15 protein-coding genes and 6 pseudogenes are annotated in these 25,266 nt (G+C 58.3%); 8 read left to right on the top strand and 13 right to left on the bottom strand.

Going from position 1 to position 25,266, the window contains the following annotated elements; translation table 11 throughout:
• Nucleotides 1-95: 95 nt before the first annotated feature.
• Nucleotides 96-1,149: pseudogene (gene rsgA, locus AU14_RS06405) on the top strand (small ribosomal subunit biogenesis GTPase RsgA).
• 18 nt (nt 1,150-1,167) lie between these two features.
• Here the strand turns inward: rsgA and motB are convergent.
• Entirely contained in the window at nt 1,168-2,127 is a 960-nt protein-coding gene (motB, locus tag AU14_RS06400) for a flagellar motor protein MotB (protein ID WP_041339754.1), read from the bottom strand.
• A gap of 32 nt (nt 2,128-2,159) precedes the next feature.
• Nucleotides 2,160-3,010, bottom strand: a pseudogene (gene motA / locus AU14_RS06395) (flagellar motor stator protein MotA).
• A gap of 174 nt (nt 3,011-3,184) precedes the next feature.
• Here motA and asd point away from each other — a divergent pair.
• Nucleotides 3,185-4,038 (top strand): annotated as a pseudogene (asd, locus tag AU14_RS06390) (archaetidylserine decarboxylase).
• Between the two features lie 14 nt (nt 4,039-4,052).
• Here the strand turns inward: asd and epmA are convergent.
• On the bottom strand, nt 4,053-5,021 hold the full coding sequence (gene epmA / locus AU14_RS06385) for an EF-P lysine aminoacylase EpmA (protein WP_041339753.1): 969 nt from the start codon (nt 5,019-5,021) through the stop codon (nt 4,053-4,055).
• A gap of 7 nt (nt 5,022-5,028) precedes the next feature.
• A complete protein-coding gene (gene efp, locus AU14_RS06380; protein WP_041339752.1) occupies nt 5,029-5,604 on the bottom strand; it encodes an elongation factor P in 576 nt (191 codons plus the stop codon).
• Between the two features lie 45 nt (nt 5,605-5,649).
• Here efp and epmB point away from each other — a divergent pair.
• The 3 genes and pseudogenes from epmB (at nt 5,650) to AU14_RS06365 (ending at nt 10,986) form a co-directional block, all read left to right on the top strand.
• A pseudogene (gene epmB, locus AU14_RS06375) lies at nt 5,650-6,684 on the top strand (EF-P beta-lysylation protein EpmB).
• 222 nt (nt 6,685-6,906) lie between these two features.
• Nucleotides 6,907-8,710: pseudogene (locus AU14_RS23720) on the top strand (GTPase).
• A gap of 191 nt (nt 8,711-8,901) precedes the next feature.
• Nucleotides 8,902-10,986 (top strand): EAL domain-containing response regulator, encoded by a 2,085-nt coding sequence (locus AU14_RS06365; RefSeq protein ID WP_041339751.1) that lies wholly within the window; start codon nt 8,902-8,904, stop codon nt 10,984-10,986.
• A gap of 71 nt (nt 10,987-11,057) precedes the next feature.
• Here AU14_RS06365 and serB read toward each other — a convergent pair whose 3' ends face one another.
• Both serB and parC read right to left on the bottom strand, forming a co-directional pair.
• Complete coding sequence (gene serB / locus AU14_RS06360) at nt 11,058-12,290, bottom strand: phosphoserine phosphatase SerB (RefSeq protein ID WP_041339750.1); 1,233 nt, start codon at nt 12,288-12,290, stop codon at nt 11,058-11,060.
• Nucleotides 12,283-14,577 carry a DNA topoisomerase IV subunit A gene (parC, locus tag AU14_RS06355; RefSeq protein ID WP_041339749.1) on the bottom strand — a complete coding sequence of 765 codons (2,295 nt, stop codon included), beginning with the start codon at nt 14,575-14,577 and terminating at the stop codon, nt 12,283-12,285. Before parC ends, serB begins: the two co-directional genes overlap by 8 nt.
• A gap of 226 nt (nt 14,578-14,803) precedes the next feature.
• Between parC and AU14_RS06350 the strand changes: the two genes are divergently transcribed.
• The gene (locus AU14_RS06350) at nt 14,804-15,025 is read left to right on the top strand and encodes a hypothetical protein (protein WP_041339747.1); all 222 of its coding nucleotides are present in this window, start codon (nt 14,804-14,806) and stop codon (nt 15,023-15,025) included.
• Nucleotides 15,026-15,191: 166 nt separating this feature from the next.
• Here AU14_RS06350 and AU14_RS06345 read toward each other — a convergent pair whose 3' ends face one another.
• Both AU14_RS06345 and AU14_RS06340 read right to left on the bottom strand, forming a co-directional pair.
• The gene (locus AU14_RS06345; protein ID WP_041339745.1) at nt 15,192-15,773 is read right to left on the bottom strand and encodes a YceI family protein; all 582 of its coding nucleotides are present in this window, start codon (nt 15,771-15,773) and stop codon (nt 15,192-15,194) included.
• 64 nt (nt 15,774-15,837) lie between these two features.
• Nucleotides 15,838-16,383, bottom strand: a complete 546-nt coding sequence (locus AU14_RS06340; RefSeq protein ID WP_041339743.1) for a cytochrome b — start codon at nt 16,381-16,383, stop codon at nt 15,838-15,840.
• Nucleotides 16,384-16,957: 574 nt separating this feature from the next.
• Between AU14_RS06340 and AU14_RS20895 the strand changes: the two genes are divergently transcribed.
• Together AU14_RS20895 and AU14_RS06335 are read left to right on the top strand one after the other, a co-directional pair.
• Complete coding sequence (locus AU14_RS20895; protein WP_236744484.1) at nt 16,958-17,131, top strand: hypothetical protein; 174 nt, start codon at nt 16,958-16,960, stop codon at nt 17,129-17,131.
• Nucleotides 17,132-17,184: 53 nt separating this feature from the next.
• On the top strand, nt 17,185-18,252 hold the full coding sequence (locus AU14_RS06335; RefSeq protein ID WP_236744483.1) for an EAL domain-containing protein: 1,068 nt from the start codon (nt 17,185-17,187) through the stop codon (nt 18,250-18,252).
• On the opposite strand, the gene AU14_RS06330 is transcribed toward AU14_RS06335, so the two are convergent.
• The 5 genes and pseudogenes from AU14_RS06330 to AU14_RS19495 form a co-directional block, all read right to left on the bottom strand.
• A complete protein-coding gene (locus AU14_RS06330; RefSeq protein WP_041339742.1) occupies nt 18,239-20,014 on the bottom strand; it encodes an SLC13 family permease in 1,776 nt (591 codons plus the stop codon). The genes AU14_RS06335 and AU14_RS06330 overlap by 14 nt on opposite strands.
• A gap of 95 nt (nt 20,015-20,109) precedes the next feature.
• Nucleotides 20,110-22,003: pseudogene (parE, locus tag AU14_RS06325) on the bottom strand (DNA topoisomerase IV subunit B).
• Nucleotides 22,004-22,070: 67 nt separating this feature from the next.
• Entirely contained in the window at nt 22,071-22,550 is a 480-nt protein-coding gene (locus AU14_RS06320; protein ID WP_052471985.1) for a protease complex subunit PrcB family protein, read from the bottom strand.
• Entirely contained in the window at nt 22,547-24,235 is a 1,689-nt protein-coding gene (locus AU14_RS06315; RefSeq protein WP_041339741.1) for a S8 family serine peptidase, read from the bottom strand. Before AU14_RS06315 ends, AU14_RS06320 begins: the two co-directional genes overlap by 4 nt.
• A complete protein-coding gene (locus tag AU14_RS19495; protein WP_041339739.1) occupies nt 24,204-25,244 on the bottom strand; it encodes a hypothetical protein in 1,041 nt (346 codons plus the stop codon). Before AU14_RS19495 ends, AU14_RS06315 begins: the two co-directional genes overlap by 32 nt.
• Between the last annotated feature and the right edge of the window lie 22 nt (nt 25,245-25,266).

Below are 25,266 nucleotides of genomic sequence, written 5' to 3'. Positions count from 1 at the left end.
TCTTGGTGGTGGAGTTGGGACATCCCCTGTGTATTGTGGCCGATTAACGTATGATGTAACACCTCACTCCACCGATTACTGGCAACTGATCCTTAATGGCAAAACGGCGACTGAACAAGCAGCAGCAATTCCGAATCAAAAAAGTCCAGGAGGAGCGCGCCGCGCGCGCCGCACGGAAGGAGAAAGTGGTTCAGGAACAGGCCGATGCCGGCGAACTGGGCCAGGAACAGGAAGCTGATCATCGCCCACTATGGCCAGCAGCTGGATGTTGAGGGCCTGGAGGGCGAGCACGTCGGCAAGGTGATTCGCTGCTTCGTGCGCGCCAACATCGATAGCCTGGTTACCGGTGACAAAGTCATCTGGCGCCCGGGGCGCAATGAATCCGGGGTCATCGTTGCCCGCTGTGAGCGCCAGAATCTGCTCCAGCGCCCCGACAATTTCGGCGCCCTGAAGCCAGTGGCCGCCAATATTGATCACATCATCCTGGTGTTGGCCTCGGAGCCGGAACCCCACGACAACCTGATCGACCGGTACCTGGTGGCGTCTGAAATCACCGACATTCCGGCGATCATCCTGCTCAACAAGACTGACCTCATTACCGACCGCAACCGGGATCACATCGATGCGATGCTGGCGCGCTACGAGGCCCTGGGCTATCAAGTGGTCCGCACTTCAGCGGCGGAATCCGGTGATCGGCCGGCGCCGGAAGTTGAGGCCCTGGTAAAAAACCAGACCAGCGTATTCGTGGGTCAATCGGGGGTTGGCAAGTCATCGATTATCCAGACTCTGATGCCGGACGAAGCCATCCGCGTTGGCGCGGTGTCCGAGAGCACCGGCAAAGGTGTGCACACCACCACCACCGCCCGGCTGTTCCATCTACCCATTGGCGGCGACCTGATTGACTCCCCGGGCATCCGGGAGTTTGGCCTGTGGCACATGACAACACAGGAGATCGAGTACGGGTTTCGTGAGATTCGGGATGAGATTGGTCACTGCAAATTCCGGAACTGCCGCCACATGGGCGATCCCGGATGCGCCATCGACGCCGCAGCAGAGGCGGGCCGGATCAGTCCGGAACGCCGGAGAAGCTTTCACCGAATTCTGCTCGATATGGCGGAACAGCAGGCTCGGGGCCTCAAACTGGACTGAGCCTGGAGGCTGCGGGCCTTACCAGTTCAGCTCACCGGGTTCTGGCTCCGGCTTTTCCTCCAGCCATTCGCCACTCTCCAGCCGGCCCATGGCCTCCTGCTTTTCTTCTTCGGTTGGCTTGGTCAGGTCGATTAACGGCTCGTCGCCCTGGCCGGCACTGTCCTGAATGCCCTGGGCGGTGCGCTTGTTCAGCACGATGATCGAGATCCGGCGGTTGACCGGCGCGGTCGGATCGCTCTTCTCGAACAACACCGAATCGCTCAAGCCAACCACCCGGCCAATCTGTTCCTCGCCGACACCACCGGCGACCAGTGCCCGGCGAGCGGTATTGGCGCGGTCTGCTGACAGCTCCCAGTTGGTATAGCCGGGCCGTCCTTTGAACGGCGTGGCATCGGTGTGCCCGGTCAGGCTGAGCTTGTTATCCACTGAGCCAAGGGTCTTGGCAAGCTCAAACAGGATGTCCTGGGAATAGTACTTCAGCTCGGCGCGACCGCTGTCGAACATGGGCCGGCCGGAGCGATCGACGATCTGGATGCGCAAGCCCTCGTCGGTGATGTCGATCAGCAACTGATCCTTGAACTCCTGAAGCGTCTGATTCTGCTCGATACGATCTTTCAGCTCCTGAAACAGCTCCTCCATGCGACGCTGCTCCAGCGTCTCGGACAACTCATCCACCGTCTCATCCTTAATCTGAATCTGACTGGTGGCCTCGTCCGGACTGGCTTCATTGACTACTGAGGCACTGCCCCCCAGATCCACCGGGTTGGGCGAACCACCATCGGTAAAACCGACCGGATCCCGGAAATAGCCCTCAACCGCCTTGATCTGCTCGGGTGACGCCGTGGCTGTCAGCCAGAGCACCAGGAAGAACGCCATCATGGCGGTGGCAAAATCGGCAAACGCCACTTTCCACGAGCCACCGTGGTGACCGGCGGCGACGACCTTTTTGCGTTTGATGATGATCGGTTGTTGGTCCACGCCTCAGCTCCGGATCAGAATATGGCTATGGGTCATTTGGACCGAACGTGATCGTTCAATTCCTGGAACCCGGGCCGCTTGTCGGTGGGCAAGGCCTTGCGACCAAACTCGATCGCCATCTGCGGCGCCTGGCCCGAGAGGGTGGCAACAATGGAAGACTTGATGCAGTCGTAGGCCTTGAGTTCGTAACGGGCAGAATGTTCCATAGCGATGGAAAGCGGCCCAACAAAGCCATAGCCCATAAAAATTCCGAGAAAAGTACCCACCAACGCCGCCGCAACACTGAGTCCGATGCGTTCTGGCCCCTCGGACAGGAAGTTCATCGTAATCACGATCCCCAATACTGCAGCCACGATACCCAGGCCGGGAAGCGCGTCGGCAACCTTGTTCACCGCGTGAGAGGCTCCTCCAACTCATGCTGACGGCTATCAATCTCGTTTTCCATCATGCCTTCCAGTTCGTGAGTCGCCATGTTGCCGGAGCTGATGATACGGAGGTAGTCGGTAATAAAAGCGAGCAATTCCTTAGACTTCAGAATGGCCGGATAGCGGCTGAAGATCTGGCTGGCTTCCGGGTTATCGATATCCTCTTCAATGGCCATAACACCTTGCTTGCGAGATTTATCGAAGATCTCATAAAGCAGGCTCAGCAGGTCCATGTAGAAGGCTTTATTGAACGGCGACCCCGTCAACTGACGCAGGATGCCCCGAAACACTTCCTTGACCGTGTGCATCGGGTTGGCGATGACGAACGCACCAATGGCCGCGCCGAAGATGATCAGAACCTCTGTGGGCTGCCAGAGCACCATAAGGTTACCGCCGTGCAATACGTAGCCACTGAGCACGCTTGCGAGGACGACCACTGCACCAATGATCAATAACATGGGAAGATTGTACGCCTTGGTTACTGGTTATCGGCGGACGCTAAGGCACCCGCTCTGTTTTGGGCTCCGATCATAGCAAGCCTTCACTCCACCCGAGAAGCCAGGAAACAATTTCTATACACAGGCCAGACTTTGGTAGAATGCGCGCCTTTGCGCTCAAAGGGTTACTTTTCAATGCTAAGCAAGCTGTTTGTCCTGAGTCAGTACGTCACGCCCCAACTAATGGTTTCCCGCTTCGCTGGTCGCCTGGCGGACCACGACAGTAACCCTGCGCTCAAGAACCGCGTCATCAAATGGTTTATCGGCCGCTATGGCGTAAACATGAGCGAAGCCGCCGAATCCGACCCAACCGCCTACCCCAGCTTCAATGCGTTTTTACCCGCGCCCTCAAGCCCGGTTTACGCCCCATTGCCGAAGGCGAGAAAACTCTGGTCAGCCCGGTTGATGGTGCCATCAGTCAACTGGGTCAGGTAAGCAATGATCGGGTGTTTCAGGCGAAAGGTCAGTCCTTCAGTCTGACTGAACTGCTTGGCGGCGATCCGCAGTGGGCCAACACCTTTGCAGACGGCGAATTCTCGACCATCTACCTGTCGCCCAAGGACTATCACCGGATTCACATGCCCCTGGCAGGCACTTTGCGAGAAATGGTGTACATTCCGGGCAAGCTGTTCTCCGTCAATCCGGTTACGGCCGAAAACGTTCCAAACCTGTTTGCCCGTAACGAACGGGTGGCCTGCATATTCGACACCGAAGCCGGGCCTATGGCCCTGGTATTGGTTGGCGCTATGATCGTCGGAAGCGTTGAGACTGTGTGGTCTGGCGTTGTTGCGCCAGGCAGTGGCGAGGTCACAACCACCCGCTACGAAGGCGACGAGGCACGAGCGTTCGCCAAGGGCGAGGAAATGGGCCGCTTTCGCCTGGGCTCCACCGTGGTCATGGTCATGCCCAAGGGCGCGGCCACCTGGAACAACGATCAGGTAGCCGGCAAAACGGTGCGCATGGGCGAGTCCTTCGGCACTCTGGTTTAAATAAGGCTTACGGCCTAGGCACGCTCGAAAGGAAAGGCCAGCACCTCGGCGATATCCCGGGCGCCCACCTTGAGCATCAGCAACCGATCCAGCCCGAGCGCTACCCCGGCGCAGTCGGGCAATCCGGCCTCGACCGCATCAAGAAAAGACTCATCCAGCGCCATGTCGGGCTTGCCCGACTGCCGCCGGAGCCGATTATCGGCCTCAAAGCGACGGCGCTGTTCGCTGGCATCAGCCAACTCCCAATAGCCGTTGCACAGCTCCAGGCCATCGATATACAGCTCGAAGCGGTGCGCCACCGGATGGCCATCCACCTCTGAGACTCGCGCCAGGGCCGCCTGGGAAGCGGGATAGCCGACGACGAACTCCGGGGTATCCCGGCCAAGATTCGGCTCTACCGAAAAGCTCATTAGCAGGTCCAGACACCCGTCGCGATCCAGCTCCGCGATCTGGCCCGGCTCCAGCCATTGCTCGCAGCACAGGCGCAAATCCTGATCGCTGATTTCAAACGGATCCACCTTGGCCCAGGCCAGCATGGCATCCCGGTAGGACACCTGCACTGGCCGGGCACAGCCCAGCCAGCCACATACCAGGTCCGCCACGTCGGCCATCAATGCTGTGTCGTCGTAGCCGACCCGATACCACTCCAGCATGGAAAATTCGGGGTTGTGCCGCCGTCCGCACTCACCGTTACGGAATACTTTGGAAATCTGATAGATCGAACCTGATCCCGCCGCGAGCAGACGCTTCATGTGGTATTCGGGAGAGGTCTGAAGCCAACCTCCATGGCGCCCTGCCGCGGACACATCGGCCGCGACGCCATCAAGGTTCACGTCGGTCACGCCATGCTGCGCCAGCACGGGCGTTTCCACCTCCAGGACCTCTCGTTCAGCAAAAAAGCCGCGCACAAACGCCAATTGTTGTGCACGGCTTTTCAGGGCTGCCGGCGAGGCAGAGGGCCGCCAGGCAGATTCTTCAGTCATTCCGGACTCAGCCGCCTTTAACGCGGCTAACGTAGTCACCCGACCGGGTATCGACCTTCAGCACTTCGCCAATGGTGATAAACAGCGGAACGTTGACCACTGCACCGGTCGACAGGGTTGCAGGCTTGGAGCCACCCTGGGCGGTGTCCCCTTTCATGCCGGGATCGGTGTCGACCACTTCCAGCTCGACGAAGTTCGGCGGCGTAACCGTCAGAGGCGCGCCGTTATATAAGGTAACCGTGTACACGTCCTGCTCTTTCAGCCACTTCACGGTATCACCGACCGCCTTGGCGTCTGCCGGGTACTGCTCGAAGGAGCCATCAGTGAGCATGAAGTGCCAGAATTCACCGTCGGTGTACAGGTATTCCATGTCCTGATCGATCACGTCAGCGGCTTCGAGGCTCTCACCCGACTTGAACGTGCGATCCCAGACCCGGTTGGTCATGAGATTCCGCAGTCTTACGCGGTTAAAGGCCTGACCTTTCCCCGGCTTGACGAACTCGTTTTCAAGCATGATACAAGGGTCGCCATCGAGCAAAACCTTAAGACCGCCGCGGAATTCGTTGGTAGAATATGAAGCCATGAAATGTTCACCTGACAAAATGCAGTTAAAAATTCGAAGGTCGCTATGATACAGCGAACCCCCACCCGTATAGAAGCCCACCTTGTTGAGGACCGTCGCAGCTGGCAGCAACAGCTCTCTGGGTCGATCACCTGCCCGGAGGAACTGCTGGCAAGGCTGGGGCTGTCGCCCGAGCGCTGGCTCCGGGGTGCCCAGGCCGGGCATAAACTGTTCCCGGTGAGTTCCGGAGCCGTTCCTGGCGCGAATGCGCAAGGGCGACCCCGATGACCCATTACTGAGACAGGTCTTGCCGGTGAGCCAGGAGGCTCTGCGGGTTCCGGGGTTCGTTCGCGATCCCCTGGAAGAAGACGTCGCCATCCAGACTACCGGCCTGATCCGCAAATACCGCAGCCGTGCCCTGCTGATGGTGACTGGTCAATGTGCGGTAAATTGCCGCTACTGTTTCCGGCGCCACTTTCCATACGAGGATCAGCGCCTGAGCCTCAGGACCGGCAGCATATTATAGAGACCCTGGCGGCGAGCCCGGAAATCAACGAAGTGATTCTCAGCGGCGGCGACCCCCTGGCGGTCAACGATAAGCTACTTGCGCAATGGGCACACGAGCTCGGGGCTATTCCTCATCTCAAGCGCCTGCGCCTGCACACTCGCCTTCCGGTGGTGATTCCCGAGCGCGTCTGCGAGCCACTGCTTACCTGGCTGAAAAATACACGGCTCCAGGTTGTGATGGTGCTGCACATTAACCACCCGGCCGAGATTGATTCGGCCACGCGCACCGCTCTGGAACAATTGCGCGGTGCCGGCGTTACGTTGTTGAATCAGAGCGTTATCCTGCGCGGTGTCAACGACAACGTCGATGTTCTGGAAACACTCAGTGAGTCGCTATTTGACGCCGGGGTACTGCCGTATTACCTGCACGCCTTCGATCCGGTCGAGGGGGCGCATCATTACGATGTCTCTGACAACGAGGCCCGGGGACTGGTCCGGGATCTGCTTGGCCGGCTACCGGGATTTCTGGTACCGAAGCTGGTACGAGAGGTTCCCGGACGGGAAGGCAAGACGCCCCTCAATCTGTTTCCGTGATAGAATTCTCAAAAAATCGCCCGCAGACATTTGTCAAAGATTGTTAACTCGTTGAACGTTCGCTTTTTGTAACGGGCTTGCTATCTTAATGTTATGTAACGATTACCATAAAAATACCATTCACGGCTTTTCCGTGACGCTGCGGGCAAGTAACACATCGCTCAACTGTCCACCGCATCACTTCAGGAACCCCACCGTGACTCTCAACAGTGGCGTGAACTCATGGAAGGCATGAATCTGAAACCTGATCTTCGAGTCCCAGAACAGAAAACAGCCAGCCTGTCTTTTTGCGACACCACGCCCAAAGCATTCCGGGGCTGGGCAGATCAATTGCCCATGGCTAATATTGGCGAGGTTTCGCGCCAGCTTTACCATGCCATCATTGAGCTCAACCACCTGTTCACGCCCCCACAACAGCGGCTGCAGTTCCTGGAGCTGATCCGGGACAAGATCCAGTTCGTTTGCAATGAGCTTTCCCGGCATTATCTGGGCATGGCCGTTGCGCTGCCTGAAAAACAGCGCAAGATCGCCAACCTGTCCCAGGCACTGCAGCTGCACCTGTCCGCAGGCTACAAGCTCTGCGTCCTGGGATTTCTCGACAATGGCGGTGTAGAGCGCAACCGCAAGCCCATCGCAATTGCAACACATCGGGCTATTTCGGAGCTGGCAGCGACCATCGTCCGCTCCCACCAGCTGTATTGCCCAAGTCCTTCAAGGAGCTGGCTGGAGTGCCACCGGCTGTACCGCTTTGCTGTCAGAAACAAACTCGCAGACACCGAAGTTGAAGACCATAGCCTGCTGCACCGCCGCTCCAGCTCCATATCCGATGCCTACAAACGGATTCTGCTACTCGGTAGTGCGCGCCCGAACCAGCTGCGCCAGCCAGACTGATGCAGGTCTACGAGCTGTTCGAGGCTGGAGCGATTACACCCACTGCGCCCCCGATATTGGAGACGAGAGCCTGTTCGTCATCAACATGGAGGGCGACAACCCTCCGATCTACCGGAGCCTGCTGGATCATAACCCTGGCGAAGACAGCTTTGACTTCGACACCCGGGACTTGTCGGCAATGGTCTCGGATACGCTGAACGCCCGCCGCAACAAAACCAAAGGCGAAAACCCTCTGCATGTGCCTGCCAAGGTCAGCGACACCCTGCTGACTCACCTGAGCCAGGCTCTCGGCATTCTGGCCAAGCGCAACTTCAACCGGATTGCCAGTCAGGGCATGCTGGAAGTCTGTGTGGGCCTCACCTCCGCCCACTATTTTGTTGCTGGAGAAAAGACCTTCACCGAGTTTGTTAGTGGCAACGAAAACGGTCACCACAGTGAAGAGAACATGTTCATCCGCTCAGCCCAGCAGGGCAAAGACGCCTGGGCAGGCGCTCACGATGTCTCCCCCAGTGATGACGCCAGACACTCCGCGGACGCCCCCATTACCTTTCGCGGCAGCTATGGCACCGCTTCCAAGCAGGTGGCTGACAAAAACCGGCCAAGCTCCCACCATGCCCTGCTGATCAACACCAGCCCGGGCGGTTATTGCGTGGCCTGGGAAAGCAATGTCCCCGCATCACTACAGGCGGGTGAGATTCTAGGCGTGCGCGAGCAAAGCTCCCACCCCTGGAGCATTGCGGTGGTTCGCTGGATCCGGCAAATCAGGCATCACGGAACCCAGATCGGCATCGAACTGCTGGCGCCCAGCGCCTCGCCCTGCGGCGTGAAGCTGATCCAAAAGGTCGGCAACAGCAGCGAGTACCTGCGCGGCTTGCTATTGCCTGAAATCAGCGTGGTCAACCAGTCTGCGACTCTGATCACCCCACGACTGCCGTTCCAGTCAGGCAGCCGTATTTCACTGCTGCACGACGGCCGGGAAGATCAGGGTCAGTTGTCCAAGAAGGTGTCTTCAACCGGAAGCATCAGCCAGTTCGAATTGAAACTCCACAATGCCTCAGTGCCGTCGGCCAGCGCCCCGGACACTCCTTCTGGCGCCAGTGAGGATGAATTCGATTCACTGTGGCCGTCGCTGTAGACGCCTGGCAGCGGGAACCCACTGGCTGCAGGGTTGTTATTGGCGACTATCCGCTGCATCATTCAGCTAAGTGACAGCCCGGCCAGCCGGAGCAGACGAACCATGCCGAAAGCAAGGCACTGGTTATCCCTGCGCCCGTTACAAAGACTGGGGCCGGCCTATCCCAACGTGCACCACGAGACGCCTTACGAATGCAGAAAAAGAACGCGACCGTACACCTGCTCATCCTTGATCCCGACCAAAATGATGCCGAATCGCTGGTCAGCCTGCTCCGAAACTCTGGCAAGGCCACTCGCGCGCACCGCATTACTTCGGAAGAGGATCTGGAGGAAACCCTGAAAGCCGGCAATTGGGACTTGTTGCTGGCCAGGGACCTGGAGCAGGAATTCAGTGCTGACGACGCTCTGGCAATGATTCGCCGGATGGACAAGGACATTCCGTTCATCCTGCTGACGGAAGAACAGAGCCGCGAACGCACTGTTGCGGTTTTAAAAGCCGGCGCCCAGGACACGGTTCCTTTCGAACACACAGATCTGCTGGTGCTGACGGTTAATCGCGAACTCGCCGCCCTGGAAGATCGCCGCCGTCGTCGCGTTCTGGAGTCCCACCTGCGCGAAGCCGAACAACGCTGCCAGCTGCTGCTGGAGAGTTCCAAGGACGCCATCGCCTACATTAACGACGGCATGCACATCTATGCCAACCAGTCGTACATGGAGTTCCTCGGCTACGACGACATCGACGACCTGATCTGCATTCCGGTGCTAGACACCCTCACCTCGGAGAGCCAGGGCAAGTACAAAGAGTTCATGAAGTCTTTTGTCGAAAAGGGCGAAGACGGCATGACCATGAACTGCACCGCGCGCCGGAGCGACGATCACGAGTTCAACGTGACCATGTCAGTGTCTGCCGCAACCTACGACGGCGAGGCCTGCACCCAGATCGTACTGCAGCCTGAACACAGCGACGCCGAGCTGGAAGAAAAGCTGCGCCAGATCAGTAGCCAGGATCTGATGACCGGCCTGTTCAACCGCCAGTACCTGATGGACGCCCTGGCCGAAAACATCAGCAAGGCTGGAAAAAACAACCAAACCGGTGCCCTCGCCTACATCGCTCTCGACAACTTCATGAGCATGAAGGGTCAGGTCGGCATTGCCGGTGCGGACCTTCTGCTGAGCGACCTGGCCAACCTGCTCAAACAGCAGGTGGATGAAGAGGTCATCCTTGCCCGCCTGAGTGATGACGCCTTCTGCCTCATGTGCCAACCCTCTGACGAAAAGGCCATGGCCGAGCACGCCGAACGCGTTCGCAAGGCGGTCGAAGACCACCTGTTTGATATAAACGGCCGAACCGTGCAGTTCACGGTCAGTATCGGTGTCGCTGCTATCACCGAGAACTCTCCGAAAGCCGAGGAGCTGATGGCCCGGGCACACACCGCCTCGTCCGATGTGCGCAAGCAGGAAGGTCACGAACAGGGCAACGGTGTTCTGGTCTACAACCCGACCGACTACGAAAGCCTCGATGAAGGCAATTCGGTTGAGGCGATCATAAAAGCCTTGGAAGACAACCGTTTCAAGCTGCTGTTCCAGCCCATTATCAACCTGCGCGGCGAAGGCGAAGAGCACTACGAGGCCTTTGTCCGGATGCTCGACAAGGATGAAGAAGAAGTCTCACCCTACGACTTTCTGCCGCCAATGGGCCCTGCAGATACTGCCATCAAGATCGACCGCTGGGTTATCCTGCAGACCATCAAGCAGCTGGCCAGCCACCGGTCGCGCGGGCATGATACCCGCCTGTTCCTGAATATCACGGCCGAAACCCTGCAGGACCAGACCTTCACAGCTTGGCTCAGTGTGGCCCTGAAGGCGGCACGCTTGCCCGGTGACTCCCTGGTCTTCCAGATCCGGGAAGGCGATGCCAACAACTACATGAAACAGGCGAAAGAGTTCAGCAAGGCCGTGCACGAGTTGCACTGCAAGGTTTCCATTGGCCAGTTCGGTTGTGCGCTCAACCCGTTCAATACCCTGAAGCACATCGAGACTGACTACGTGAAGATCGACGGTTCGTTCACTGAGGAAATCCAAAAGAACGACACCGCCAAGGAACAGGTTAAGGAAATGGTCAAAACCCTGCAGAACAGCGGCAAGCTGACCATCATCCCGCTGGTGGAAAACGCCGGCGTGCTGGCTACACTCTGGCAAGCCGGCGTCAACTACATTCAGGGTTACTACCTGCAAGCGCCTGTGCCGGAGATGAACTACGACTTCGGGGATCACTGACCCCAAACTGCATGGCAAAAAAACGGCGCCCTCTGGGCGCCGTTCTTGTTTTCAGCAAGCACTGGAACCGATCAGAAACCGGCCCGTTCCAGCCCCTGATTGGTCTCGCTCTCACGGAAACCAATCAGATAGAGAATGGCATCCAGCCCCAATGTCGAGATCGAGTGCCGCGCCGATTCCTTGACCAGCGGCTTGGCGCGGAATGCCACGCCCAGACCGGCCTGACTCAGCATGGGCAGGTCGTTGGCTCCATCCCCCACGGCAATCACCTGCTCACGGGCAATGTGCTCTTTCTCCGCGATTTCCAGCAGCAGCTCGGCCTTACGCTTGCCATCCACCACCTGGCCGGAGACCTGACCGGTGACTTTGCCGTCGACAATTTCCAGCTCGTTGGCGTAGACGTAATCAATACCCAGCTTGGCCTGCAGATGGCGGGCAAAATAGGTAAACCCGCCGGACAGGATCGCCGTTCGGTAACCCAGCGCCTTCAGGCTACGGATCAGGTGCTCGGCGCCTTCAGTCATCCGCAGGCGGGCGGCAATACCCTCGAGCACGGACTCATCAAGCCCCTTCAATAGCGCCAGGCGCTCCGCAAAGCTCTGACCGAAGTCCAGCTCGCCCTGCATCGCCCGCTCGGTGATCTCTGCGACCTGGTCGCCTACGCCAGCTTCCCGGGCCAGCTCATCAATCACTTCGGCTTCAATCAGGGTGGAGTCCATATCGAACACCACCAACCGACGATTCCGGCGGAAGATCGAGTCTTCCTGGAAGGCGATGTCGACGTTCATTTCACCGGCAATGTGCAGGAAATCGGCCCGCAGTGCGTCCAAGTCCGAGGGTGTTCCCCGCACCGAAAACTCCACGCAGGCAATGCGGTTCTCAGCAGTGTTCAGGGAGGGCCGGGCCGACAAGCGGGAAATGTTATCGATGTTGAGGCCATGGCGCGCAGTGATGGCCGAAACCCGGGCGATCTGCTCAGCCTGGATGTCCCTGGCCAGCAGGGTGACGATGTAGCAGGCCCGGTTACGACCTTCCGCCCAGCTCTGGTACTCCTCGATGGTAATCGGTGCAAACCGCACCTGCAGGTCCAGGGCGTGCAGCCGGAACAGCAGGTCGCGAATCACCGGCGAAGACTTGGAGGCGTCCGGAATCTCGATCAGGATGCCCCAGGTCAGATGGTCATGGATCACCGCCTGGCCAATGTCGAGGATCCGGACATCGTACTGGCCCATGATCCCGGTAATTTCCGAGGTCAGGCCGGGCTTGTCCCGGCCGGAGACATTAATCAGTACCAGCTCACTCACTCTCGGTGCTCTCCTCTTCCTGTGCCCGTGCGGCAGAAGGAATCACATCAATGCCGTCAACGCGCTGCAGGCCCCGGGGCAGCTTGTGCCCACGCCGGCCACGCTCGCCCAGGTAATGCTCAAGGTCGCTGAAGTGCAGGCCCATCTTGCGCTTGCCGGCACGAATCTCCAGCTGATCATCTTCGGCAAACACCGCCACGGCGACCACGTACTCTTCCCGGTTCTGCACCCGGGCCGAGGGGATGCTGATGATCTTGTTACCCTTGCCCTTGGCCAGCTCCGGCAATTCACTCAGCGGAAACACCAGCATTCGCCCCTCATTGGACACTGCCCCGAGGTAAAGGGTTTTATCCGTTGTCGGAATGGTGATCGGCGGCATGATCCGGGCTCCCTTGGGCACACTGACCACTGCCTTGCCGTTCCGATTCTTGCTGATCATGTCGTTCAACGAGGTAACGAAGCCATAACCGCCATCGGTTACCAGCAGGGCCTTGCGAGCAGAGTCGCCCATCAACAGGCCAGAGAAACTCGCCCCTGATGGCGGATTGATCCGGCCGGTCAGCGGCTCGCCCTGCCCTCGCGCGGACGGGAAGCTGTGCGCCATCAGTGAGTAGGCACGGCCGGTGGAATCCAGGAATATTGCTTGCTGGTTGTTGCGACCTCGTGCCGCCAGGGCAAAGCTGTCACCGGCTTTATAGCTCAGGCCCTCAGGCTCGATGTCGTGGCCTTTCGCGGCTCGCACCCAGCCTTTCTCGGACAGCACCACGGTAACCGGATCGCTGGACACCAGATCGATTTCACTGAAGGCACGGGCTTCCTCGCGCTCCACAATCGGTGAGCGACGGTCATCGCCGTAGGTTTCGGCATCGGCCTGAAGTTCGGCCTTGATCAGTTCACGCAGGCGGTCCTCGGAACCGAGGATGGTTTGAAGCTCATCACGCTCGGCCGCCAGCTCATCCTGCTCGCCCCGGATTTTCATTTCCTCAAGCTTGGCCAGGTGGCGCAGTTTCAGCTCGAGAATGGCTTCAGCCTGATCCGCGGACAACCCGAACCGTTCCATCAGCACCGGCTTGGGCTTGTCCTCGGTACGGATAATTTCGATCACCTCATCGATGTTCAGGTAGGCGATCAACAAACCTTCGAGCAGGTGCAGTCGGGCCAGCACTTTGTCCAGGCGGTGCTGCAGTCGACGCGTCACGGTGGTCCGGCGGAACGTCAGCCACTCGGTCAGAATGGTGTGCAGGCCCTTAACGCCGGGACGGCCATCGTTGCCGATGACGTTGATGTTAACCCGGTAGGTTTTCTCCAGATCGGTGCTGGCGAACATATGCGCCATCAAACCGTCGAGATCAACCCGGTTGGAACGCGGCACAATCACCAGGCGCGTCGGGTTCTCATGGTCTGATTCGTCGCGCAGGTCAGCGACCATGGGCAGTTTCTTGACCTGCATCTGCTGGGCAATCTGCTCCAGAACGCGGGCACCTGACACCTGGTGCGGCAGGTCAGTAATGACGATTTCGCCGTTTTCGCGAATCCACCGTGCCCGCATGCGCAAAGACCCGCGGCCAGTCTCATACATCTGGCGGATGTCCTTGCGCGGCGTGATGATCTCGGCGTAGGTGGGGAAATCCGGGCCCTTGATGTGCTCACAGAGTTCATCAACAGTGGCCTCCGGGCTATCCAGAAGCCGTATACAGGCGGCACTCACCTCACGCACGTTGTGGGGCGGGATGTCGGTCGCCATACCCACAGCGATGCCGGTGGTGCCATTAAGCAGCACATGGGGCAGACGCGCTGGCAGAACCGAAGGCTCGTCCATGGTGCCGTCAAAGTTCGGCACCCAGTCCACCGTGCCCTGGCCCAGCTCTCCCAGCAGCACCTCGGCAAACGGTGCCAGGCGGGATTCGGTATAACGCATGGCGGCAAAAGACTTGGGATCGTCTGGCGACCCCCAGTTGCCCTGACCATCCACCAGCGGGTAACGGTAAGAGAACGGCTGCGCCATCAGCACCATGGCTTCGTAACAGGCGCTGTCACCGTGGGGATGGAACTTACCGAGCACATCACCGACGGTCCGCGCGGATTTCTTGTACTTGGACGTGGATTTCAGCCCCAGTTCGGACATCGCGTATACGATGCGCCGCTGGACCGGCTTGAGACCGTCGCCCACGTTGGGCAGGGCCCGGTCAAGGATGACGTACATGGAGTAGTCGAGATAGGCCTTTTCCGTGTAGTCCCTGAGTGAAACCCGCTCAAAGCCTTCATCCGTAGTCTGGAACTCTGGCATGGATGCCTCTTCTGCCTGTATTACCTGAAGTGAATGACGCCGATGATGCTACCCGTTGCACGCGAAATAATCACGGGCCGCGACGTGAGGGCTCATTATATGGACGCGCGCTCAGATACTCCAACTTCCAATAGCGGAAACCCCGCATGGAGACTCTGTAATGCCCACCGTATGCTCGCCAACATCGGATAGAAGACCGTTTAACTTTCCTCACAAGCGGAACACTATGAAACCCAACCTGAAAGCCTGCGGGCAAGCTATGGTCACGGCCATGGTGAATGCGCTACTGGCAGTGGCCCTGATGCTCCTGGTGGAGTTTACAATCAGCGGAACTTTCCAGATTCCCGAGCCGTATCTTTGGGCGGGTGTGCTGATCTGGCTGGTTATCTTTGCTGGTCAGTTCTGGCGACAACGGCATCTGTGCCGATCAAACCAAGCGTCTGGCTAATCCAAGGCGTGACGAGAAAGGCCCATTGCGGGTACTAAAAGCGGGAATCGAAGATCGAGCCAGGCGGGGATAGCCTGCTTAAATAGAGCCAGGGTTCGGCACTCAGAACCGAACCCTGGTTCTCATTCTCAGGCACCTGTTTCGGCACCCTTCCTTTTTACAATCCTTACTGACGAATACCTTCGACGGAAATGATGATATCAACCGTCTCAGAAGCCTCGCCGAGCTCCATCGGGATGCCGAAGTCTTTCAGACGCAGCTCGGTTTCAGCTTCAAAACCCATGCGATAGCCGCCCCACGGATCTTCGCCATGACCGATCAGTTCGGCGTCCAGAGTCACCTCTTTGGTCACGCCGCGCAAAGTCAGGTCACCGATAATATCGGCCTCACCCTCGCCATCGACCACCACCCGCTTACTCTTGAAGCTGGCCTGGGGATACTCGTCTACGTATAGAAAGTCTTCACTGCGCAGGTGCTTGTCGCGCTCGGCGTGGTTCGAATCGACGCTGGAGGTATCGATGGTCACATTCACAGAGCTGTTGGCCGGGTTCTCGGCATCGTAGACGAACTGGCCGTCAAACTCATTAAAGCGGCCATACAGCCAGCTGTAACCGAGGTGAGAAATTTTGAAGGTGACGAATTGGTGCGCACCCTTGTTGTCAAAGTCGTATGTGGCACTGTGATCATCGGCTTGGGCTGCACCCACCATAGCCATGGAAACTGCAGACGCAAGAAGTACCTTCTTCATAGTTTTCTCCTTTTTCATGAACCATGCCCGGAATGGGCTAAGAAGCCTGTTTAGGCACGCTTGGCTAACGACCAAGCATACGCCGTAGTGTGTTATCACGATCAATTACATGGTGTTTCAACGCGCCAGCTGCGTGCACCCCGGCCAGGGCCACGATTGCCCAGGTCGACCAGTAATGCACTGTGCCAGCAGTGTCTTCCAGGCCTTTAATCTGGCCGGTGACGGACGGCACCTCAAACCAGCCAAACACATCGATGGAAGAACCGTCGGCGGTAGAAATGAGGTAACCGCTGACCATCGCCACGAACAATAGTAGATACAGCAAGCCGTGAGCTGCATGGGCGCTGGCGACTTCCCAGCGCTTGTGACTGGGCAGAGGTTTGGGGCCAGCGTTGGCCACGCGCCAGACCACGCGCAGGACCATCAGACCGAACAAAAGAATACCCACGCTGCGATGAATGTCAGGCGCTTGTTTGTACCAGTCGTCGTAGTAGGTGAGATCCACCATCCAGAACCCGAGCGCAAATAACCCCAGCACAACAACGGCCACCAACCAGTGGATCGTTACCGCGACCATCCCATAACGCTCGGAAGAATTTCTGATTTGCATCTTTTGCCTGAACTCCATCCCTGTTTAAACCACCGCACTGCATTGTAGAAACGGCACTTGATGAAAACTATCGAAATGTTTTGCTAACCACCATCAGAAATTCTGACCATACGCATACATCTATGCCTTTGGTCGCATACGGGTTTTACGGATTGTTCAAAAAGTCACCTAAGTTAGACTAAGTCCATATTTGTTATCCCCCTTCACGGGGACTCATAGACAGAAAGGACACAGACATGGAATTTGATTTCGACGAAAGCGTGGTTGTACCCAGCAACAACTGATTGCATGGCGACCCTCGGGGTCGCCTCCCTTTTATCATCGTTTATTCACAGTTCAGCTCCGAACGCCCTCGACTCTCAAGCGTTTACCTGACCTTAGCTGACTCACTCGACATGTAAATGATTCCCACTTTCGACATGAAACAGTGGTAATAATACGTTTTTTTTGGCAGTCTCAGCACTTGCACCAGTTGCGCTGACCCATAAATTTGGTCGTTACCGACTGGGATTCAGCATTTACGCCTTCCGCTTTCCGGCGAATGGCAATGTCGTGCAACCACTCAGAATGAGCTATGTCGAAGAGTCTCCCCCAAAAGCTAGCAGTTCCGGAACTCGACCTTCTGTCTCCGATGCTTAGCCACGAGGGTGATATATGGACGGCCGACTTCCAGGGCCTGACCCTTCGCACCGCACTGCAGCCCATCTACAGCATTTCGCACAAACGCATCGTTGGCTATGAGGCCTGATCCGGGCTTTTGATAACGACGATTCAGCCGTTCTGCCTCTGCACCTGTTCCAATTGCCTGCTTCGGACTCTGAAAATCTGCTATTGGACCGCTTGTGCCGGTATCTGCACATTCGCAATTACAGCGGCCTCGAAGACCAGCTGAACTGGCTATTCTTGAACGTTTCGCCCCAGGCCGTCACCAGTGGCCGCCACGCCGACTCCTTCTTTGGTCAACTTCTGGAAAAGACCGGACTGCCGCCACACCGAATCGTCATTGAGATTGTCGAGCAACCCACCGATGACGCCGAGAAGCTGAAAGAAACGGTGGCCTATTACAAGAAGCTGGGCTGCCTTACGGCCATCGACGATTTTGGCGCCGGCCACTCGAATTTTGAGCGCATCTGGAACCTGTCACCGGATATTGTGAAGCTGGACAGGACCCTGCTCACCCGAGCCACGGAAGATCGAAAAGCCAGACAGATTTTGAACGGCATTGTTTCACTGCTGCATCAATCAGGTTGCCTGGCATTGCTGGAGGGCGTGGAAACAAGGGAGCAGGCGCTGATTTCGATAGATGCGGGAGTCGATTTTGTTCAGGGCTTTTATTTCACAACCCCCAGTATCAATCTGGAAGAGCTGACGCGCACACCAGCAAATTTTGACGAGCTGCTGGACGAGTACAAGTCGCGCAACCAGGTCACCTTCGACCCAACCCGGCAACTGACCGAGTTTTTCCGGGGCTATTTTGTGAACGCAATTGATAAATTACGCGACGGCGCAGAGATGCACCAAGCGTGTCTTGGACTACTCAACCACCAGGCGGTTTCTCGCTGCTACCTGGTCAACGAGCATGGCATTCAGATTGCCGACACCATCATTTCCGATACCGGAACGCGTAGCCTGGACCCTCGTTTCAAACCTCTGGAAAGCACCAGCAGCGCTGACTGGTTCCGCCAGGAATACCTGCGCCAGGCCCTGGCACTTCCGGACAACCTGCACGTTACCGCACCTTACCTGTGCGTGACCGGCGCCTACATGTGCATCACCCTGTCCCAGGGCTACTCCCACGATGGTGAACTCCGGGTCCTGTGCTGCGACATTCTAGCCAACCCCACGCAGCCGCGGGTCAGCCGGGACTGATCCCATACACCAGGGCGATCACCGTTACCGTCAAGGCGCCTATGAACAGGTTCATGGGCAACCCCACCCGCACGAAATCGCCAAAACGATAGCCACCCGGGCCAAACACCATCATGTTGGTCTGATAACCCAGTGGCGTCGCAAAACTGGCTGACGCAGCCATCATCACTGCAATCACAAACGGCTCGGCTGCCACCCCCATGGTGGCCGTCATCGACAGCACAATGGGGATAACCAGGACAGCGGCCGCGTTGTTGGTAATGACCTCCGTCAGCACCGACACGGTGATGTACACCAGCAGTACCGCCAGCAGGATATTGCCCTGACTGAGCCCGAGAATGCCCTCAGCGACAAACTCCGCGGCTCCGGTCTCCTGCAATGCCGCACCCAGGGCAAAGGATGCCGCGATGGTGAGTATGACCGGCACATCCACGGATTTCTGGGCCTGCCCTACCGAACAGCAGCCGGAGATAATCATCAGGCTCGCGCCCAACAGCGCCGCGTTAAGCATGGTCAGCACACCACAGGCCGCCAATCCGACCAGGATCAGCAGGATGCCCCAGGACAGCCATGCGCGGTCGTGGCGGGGCGTCTCGGTCTCCAGGTCGTTAATCAGCAAGAAGTCTTTGTTATAGCGCTGCCGGCTGACGAAGGCGGGACGCGCTTCCAGCAGCAACACATCACCCGGTTTCAGGCGGATATTACCGAGATTGCCGGACACCCGCTCACCACCCCGGGCGACTGCCAGCACCACGGCGCCGTAACGGTCACGGAAACGGGCATCACGAATGGTCTGTCCGAGCACATCAGACTGGGGCGACAAAGCCGCCTCTACCAGCCGGCGCTCAGCCCGGTCTTTACTCAGGCTGGGCTCATCCTCGTGAACAGAAGGTACGATGCCATTGATACGCAACAGGTCGGAGATGGCCTGGGTATCACCGGCAAACACCAGGCGGTCGCCACCCCGGAGCCGCTCTTCCGAGGGCACTGCGGTAACCACGCTGCCGTCACGTTCGATCTCGACCAGGTAGAGTCGCTCCAGTTCCCGCAAGCCGGCCTCGCCCACAGTCTTTCCCACCAGCGGACCATCAAAGGACACGGCAACTTCCAGGGTAAATTCCCGCATCGAACCAAACTTCTGCTGGTCTTTGCGATCTGGCAGGAAGCGCGGCATGACCAAGAGCATCACCGCAACACCGATCACGGCCACCGGAAGCCCAACCGCAGTGATGGTAAAAATGGAAAAGCCCGGACCACCGGTAAGCTGCTGGACCTGGCCATTAACCACCAGGTTGGTGCTGGTACCGATTAGCGTGAGAGTACCGCCAAGAATGGCGGAGTAGCTCAGGGGAATCATGAGCTTGGAAGGCGAAATGCCAATCTTGCGAGACCAGGCATGCACCGCCGGAATCATGGTAGCCACAACCGGGGTGTTGTTCAGGAATCCGCTCAGCAAGGATACCGGCAGGGCAATCCGGGCCTGGGCGCTTCGAACGGTACTGGGGTTGCGGAGCAGGTGGTGCACTAGCAGATCGACACCGCCTGAGTGATGGATACCCGCGGCGACCACAAACATGGCCACCACGGTGATCAGGCCCGTGTTGCTGAAACCGGAAAGCGCCTGATCGGCCGTCACAATACCCGTGGCACTGAGCACGACCAACACCCCCATCATCACCATGTGGGGTGCTAAGCGTCCAACACTCATGAGTATTAGCGAGGTGCCCGCCAGGCCCAGCGCAAACCAGCCTTGCCAGTCCATTTACGGTTCTTCCCGAAAAGAAAACTGGCAGGATAACGACTTTGTAGAATACAGAGAAAGAATAAAGGATGCTTTTTATAGCACCCTTAGATATATCAAGTCACGACGTCGGCGATGTTGCCGTAAGTTTCGAGCCAGGACCGACGATCGGATGCCCGCTTCTTGCCCAGCAGCATGTCCATGCGGCTGTCGGTGTCATCATTCTCTTCGATGGTGAGCATCACCAGGCGGCGAGTATCCGGTGCCATCGTGGTTTCACGCAGCTGCAGCGGGTTCATCTCACCCAGGCCCTTGAACCGGGTGACCGAAATCTTGCCCTTACGCTTCTCAGCGGCCAGGCGGTCGATAATGCCCTGCTTTTCGTGCTCATCCAGGGCATAGAAAGTTTCCTTGCCCAGGTCCACCCGGTACAGCGGCGGCATAGCCACAAACACATGGCCGGCGGCTACCACCGGACGGAAGTGCTTAACGAACAGCGCGCACAGCAAGGTGGCGATGTGCAGGCCGTCGGAATCGGCGTCCGCGAGGATACAGATTTTGTTGTAGCGCAGCCCATCCAGCTTGTCGGAACCGGGATCTACCCCGATCGCGACAGCAATATCATGCACTTCCTGGGACGCCAGTACTTCCGACGGGTCCACTTCCCAGGTATTCAGGATCTTGCCTCGCAGCGGCATCACCGCCTGGAATTCGCGATCACGGGCCTGCTTGGCGGAGCCACCGGCCGAGTCACCCTCAACCAGGAACAGCTCCGAGCGCGCGGTATCGCCACCGGAGCAGTCTGCCAGCTTACCGGGCAGAGCCGGGCCGGACGTTACCTTCTTACGGGCAACCTTCTTGCTGGCGCGCAAACGGCGCTGGGCATTGCTGATAAACAGCTCCGCCAGCACTTCGGCAATGTCAGTGTGCTGGTTCAGCCACAGGCTGAAGGCGTCCTTGACCACACCGGAAATGAACGCTGCGGCTTCGCGGGAGGACAAACGCTCCTTGGTCTGACCGGAGAACTGCGGCTCCTGCATCTTGAACGAGAGCACGTAAGCCGCACGCTCCCAGATATCCTCGGGCGACAGCTTAACGCCGCGAGGCAGCAGATTGCGGAATTCACAGAACTCGCGCATGGCTTCCAGCAAACCCGTCCTCAACCCATTCACATGGGTGCCGCCCTGGGCGGTGGGAATCAGGTTTACATAGCTCTCCATAACCGTCTCACCGCCTTCGGGCAGCCACTGGATGGCCCAGTCCACAGCTTCTTTGTTACCCGAAAAGCTGCCGGTGAACGGCTCAAGGGGCACGGCTTCGATGTCAGCCAGGGTGGATCGCAGGTAATCCCGCAGGCCATCTTCGTAACACCACTCGTCCTTCTCTCCGGTTTTTCCTGCAGGAAAGTCACCGTAAGACCCGGGCAAAGTACCGCCTTTGCCCGCAGATTATGGCGCAGGCGACTGACGGAGAAATTCGGACTGTCGAAATAGCTGGTGTCCGGGGTGAACTTCAGCCGGGTGCCGGTGTTGCGCTTGCCAACGGTGTCAATCACCTCCAGTTCACTGGCCTTCTCGCCATGGGCGAAGGTCATGCGGTGCAGCTGGCCATCACGCTTGATGGTGATTTCCAGATGTTTGGACAGCGCGTTAACCACAGAAACACCAACCCCGTGCAAACCGCCGGAGAAATTGTAGTTACCCTGGGTGAACTTGCCGCCGGCATGGAGCCGGGTCAGGATCAGTTCAACACCCGGCAGCCCTTCCTCTTTATGCAAATCCACCGGCATACCCCGGCCGTCGTCCTCAACACTCAGGGAACCATCGTTGTACAGGACCACATCAATGCGGCGTGCATGCCCCGCCAGGCTTCGTCCACGCTGTTGTCGATCACTTCCTGCGCCAGATGGTTGGGCCGACTGGTGTCCGTATACATGCCCGGACGCTTGCGCACCGGGTCAAGGCCCTTGAGTACTTCAATGGCTTCAGCGTTGTATTGTTGTTGGCTCATAAGCAGGAAGAAACTCCGCGATTGGAACGAAAAGCTGGGGCATAGCTTAGGGATTCGGCCGGAAAGATCAACGGTTGTTTTCGACCGGTGCTATCCGGATATCGTCCCAGCCGGACGCCGTGACGGCAATGGCGGCGCATGGGGTGGTGAGCGCCTGGCTTACCGTCATTCCTGGCGCTGGCTCCTGGATGTCCACCGCGAGCACCAGTTCATCGTCGACAATTTCCGCACCCGCCAGGGTGATGCTGAATCCACCGGTGGGCTTTTGGCCCAGCGCCGCGAGTACCACATGTTCGCTGCCGAACTGGACAGATCTCAAGGATGCCAGCGGTAGCATGCGGCCCGGCAAGGCTTCCAGCCGGTCGACATCGTCAGCGCTGGCCAGGTGAATATGGCCGGGGGCAACCAGGCCACAGTGACCCGACTGCGCAATCTGGCGCGCCAGCGGCGCACCTGACTCAGTTTCGGTCTGGCTGACAGCGCAGCCGGCACCGAAAGCACTGACACACACCGCCACACTGATCGCTTTGCGAATGGATTGAGTCATGGTTGTGATAATGCCTTCACGTTAGTGGCGTCCGGATTCGGTGACAGCAACTGATAACCCTGGAAATCAGGCCGGGGCAGCTGCTCCGGAGAGGCCGCCGAAATCGACGGCCGGGAATAACTGGTGGTCATGCGAATACCTTCGATTGGGTTGCCTGCCGATATGGTGATTTCCTGCCGCAACCCGGCAACCGGGTATTCGGCACAGGCCTCACCACCGTGACAAATCAGGCCATCATTATCCAGATCAGAGCCGGCCACCAGGATGTAATTGCCCGGTGACACCTCGTTCAGTTCTTTTGGCGGCACGCCATCGTCGGGTTCGAACACAAAGCGATACTGGCCATTCTCGGCCACCACGTTGGTCTGGGCTTCGGTTTGGAAGAAACCGCCATCGGGCTCAGGACTGACCAGCAGGACAAAATGCCGTCCAGCGTCGCGCGCCTGTTGGTCGGTTACCTGCTGACCGACCACGGGAATTTCCAAAGTGCGAACCTGGCTTTCACCCTGGTATGCAACCTCGAGCGTCGTTCGCTCGGAAATACCCGGCTCCAGCGCTGCCAGATTCAGACTCAAAGCAATGTTGAAACTCACGCCCGAATCATTGTCCGCTGGTTCGGAATCAATAGACAACCATGCCGGCGGCTCGGAAATGCTGTTGATGGTAACCGTGCTAGGATCGTCGCCATAGACGTCAAGCGCCACGCTTGCCGTCCGCGCGCCTTCCGATGAGAGCGATACAACTGCCGGAGTGGCGGTGAGCAAATCGCGAATGGGCGTAGCCTGGGCCGCAGAGGCCGCTTTACTGGCGTCCAGCAGACCCCAGCCAAGCTGCTCGGTCCTTGGGCAGTTTTGACTGCCGCAATCCGCCACGGTCAAATCGCCAGCCATCAGAAAGCCGTTGATATCTTCGTAATCCAGAGCGGCATTCTCGCCCTTCATCAGCGCCAGCACTCCAGAGACGTGGGGCGCGGCCATGGAGGTACCCTGCAAACCAATGTAGGTTTCCTCACTCCCGTTGATCACGCTGGTGCTGACCACCACGTCGCCACGGCCATCGCCATTGCCATCACGGCTGGCGTCGCCACCGGGAGCCGCCAGATCAACCCAGGTACCGAAGTTGGAATAAGACGCCAGCTCGCCGGCGCCATCCACGGCGCTGACGGCGAATACGTCGTCAAAGGCCGCCGGGTAAGACTCTGTGCTAGTCGCTGAATTGCCGGCCGCCGCCACAAAGATCACACCGCGATTGGTCGCGTTGCTGATGGCATTCTGCATGGACTGTATGAACGGCAGGCCACCCAGGCTCAGGTTCACAATGTCGGCCAGCGGCTGACCGCCTGGAGACCCAGCAACCCACTGCAGCGCCGCCAACAGATCTGCGGAGGAGCCGGAACCACCGTCACCGAGAACCCGGACCGGTAACAAGGTCGATTCGAACGCGACACCACCACCACCGGAGCCGTTGACTACAGCGGCTACCGTGCCAGCAACGTGGGTGCCGTGATAGACACTGCCGCCCACACTGTTGCCGGGGTCTGCTGGGTTATTGTCCCGCCCGGGCTCGCCGTCATTGTCGAACTGCGCCGAGACAAAATCCGTCCCCGGAGGTAACGGTGAAATGACGTTCGCGTTGATGTCCTGATGCCAGTTATCACTGGAGGCCCGGTACAGACCGGTATCCATAACCGCTACCGTAACATTCGCACCCGCCTGCGGCGCCAGCTGCCAGGCGGTCGGGCCATTCAACAAGCCATAGTGACTGCTGAGCCCATACAAGCTCATCCACGGGCGTCATGGTCTGCATCCGGTAGTTCGGTGTTGCCGATTCAATACCCGGCTGCTGTTTCAGTGAGCGGATCCAGTCCAGCGTTGCCACCTGGGCATTCTGGCCACTGACCGCCATGGCCGGCACCGGAGCTTTCACGCGCCACAGGCCCGGCGCCAATTCCTGCGTCGCCACCATGTTGGTCTGGGCCATCATCGCCTGGGCCGATATCGGGTCGGGGCTGGCTTCCAAGGCAACAATGGCCTCCCCTGCGACAAATTCATGGGCCGGCCAATCAAAGGATTTCGCCTGTCCTGAGGAATTCACCGCGGTCGACAGAACATACAGCATGGGTGTGGGGCCTTCGGACTCAACCCGGACCATGAAGGAACCATCAGAACCGGTGGTATTGGTCACCCGGATCTGGCTCGTCATACTGTCGGTCACCTTCGTCTCAACGACAGAACCGCCCTTACTCAACGACAATCTAAGCGCTGAAGCACCTTCACGTGTTCCAAAGGCCTGAAGCTCAACCGACTGCCCCGTACGCAGCGACATCGAGAACTCATCACTAGGGTCGGCGGCATAGGCAAAGGAAGGAAAGTCAGGTATCGAGGGATAAACACCATCGAAGGCACTGACATAGCCTGCCAGCACGTATTCCTGCGGCAGGCTTTGTACAGTGCTGCGGGGCGTCGGATTCAAAGTCAGGGCATCGGCGTTATCTGCGTCTACCCGGGTGCCGGTTTCGATATCGACAAAGCCGGACAGGGCGACGTTCACCGACTGCAGATCGGAGTCGGAGTCAGAACCGCCGCCACAACCGGCAAGCACCAACAGAGCCGCGGCAGGCAGGGCCTTCTTAAAAAGCGTTTTTCGGGTCAGCATGATGTTCATAGCACTCATCTCTGCAACTGCCTCCAGCATACAGTATCCCGGGGCGACGTTT

Origin of the sequence: Marinobacter similis (assembly GCF_000830985.1) — a bacterium.
Taxonomy (GTDB): domain Bacteria; phylum Pseudomonadota; class Gammaproteobacteria; order Pseudomonadales; family Oleiphilaceae; genus Marinobacter; species Marinobacter similis.
This window is presented reverse-complemented; position numbering and strand designations above follow the sequence as displayed.

Coding starts and splice junctions, on each gene's coding strand:
- AU14_RS06365 (WP_041339751.1), top strand. CDS start 8,902: ATGCAGAAAAAGAACGCGACCGTACACCTGCTCATCCTTGATCCCGAC.
- AU14_RS06340 (WP_041339743.1), bottom strand. CDS start 16,383: ATGCAAATCAGAAATTCTTCCGAGCGTTATGGGATGGTCGCGGTAACG.
- AU14_RS06315 (WP_041339741.1), bottom strand. CDS start 24,235: ATGGATACCGGTCTGTACCGGGCCTCCAGTGATAACTGGCATCAGGAC.
- AU14_RS06330 (WP_041339742.1), bottom strand. CDS start 20,014: ATGGACTGGCAAGGCTGGTTTGCGCTGGGCCTGGCGGGCACCTCGCTA.
- epmA (WP_041339753.1), bottom strand. CDS start 5,021: ATGACTGAAGAATCTGCCTGGCGGCCCTCTGCCTCGCCGGCAGCCCTG.
- AU14_RS06320 (WP_052471985.1), bottom strand. CDS start 22,550: ATGACTCAATCCATTCGCAAAGCGATCAGTGTGGCGGTGTGTGTCAGT.
- AU14_RS19495 (WP_041339739.1), bottom strand. CDS start 25,244: ATGCTGGAGGCAGTTGCAGAGATGAGTGCTATGAACATCATGCTGACC.
- AU14_RS06350 (WP_041339747.1), top strand. CDS start 14,804: ATGAAACCCAACCTGAAAGCCTGCGGGCAAGCTATGGTCACGGCCATG.
- efp (WP_041339752.1), bottom strand. CDS start 5,604: ATGGCTTCATATTCTACCAACGAATTCCGCGGCGGTCTTAAGGTTTTG.
- AU14_RS06345 (WP_041339745.1), bottom strand. CDS start 15,773: ATGAAGAAGGTACTTCTTGCGTCTGCAGTTTCCATGGCTATGGTGGGT.
- AU14_RS20895 (WP_236744484.1), top strand. CDS start 16,958: ATGTCGAAGAGTCTCCCCCAAAAGCTAGCAGTTCCGGAACTCGACCTT.
- parC (WP_041339749.1), bottom strand. CDS start 14,577: ATGCCAGAGTTCCAGACTACGGATGAAGGCTTTGAGCGGGTTTCACTC.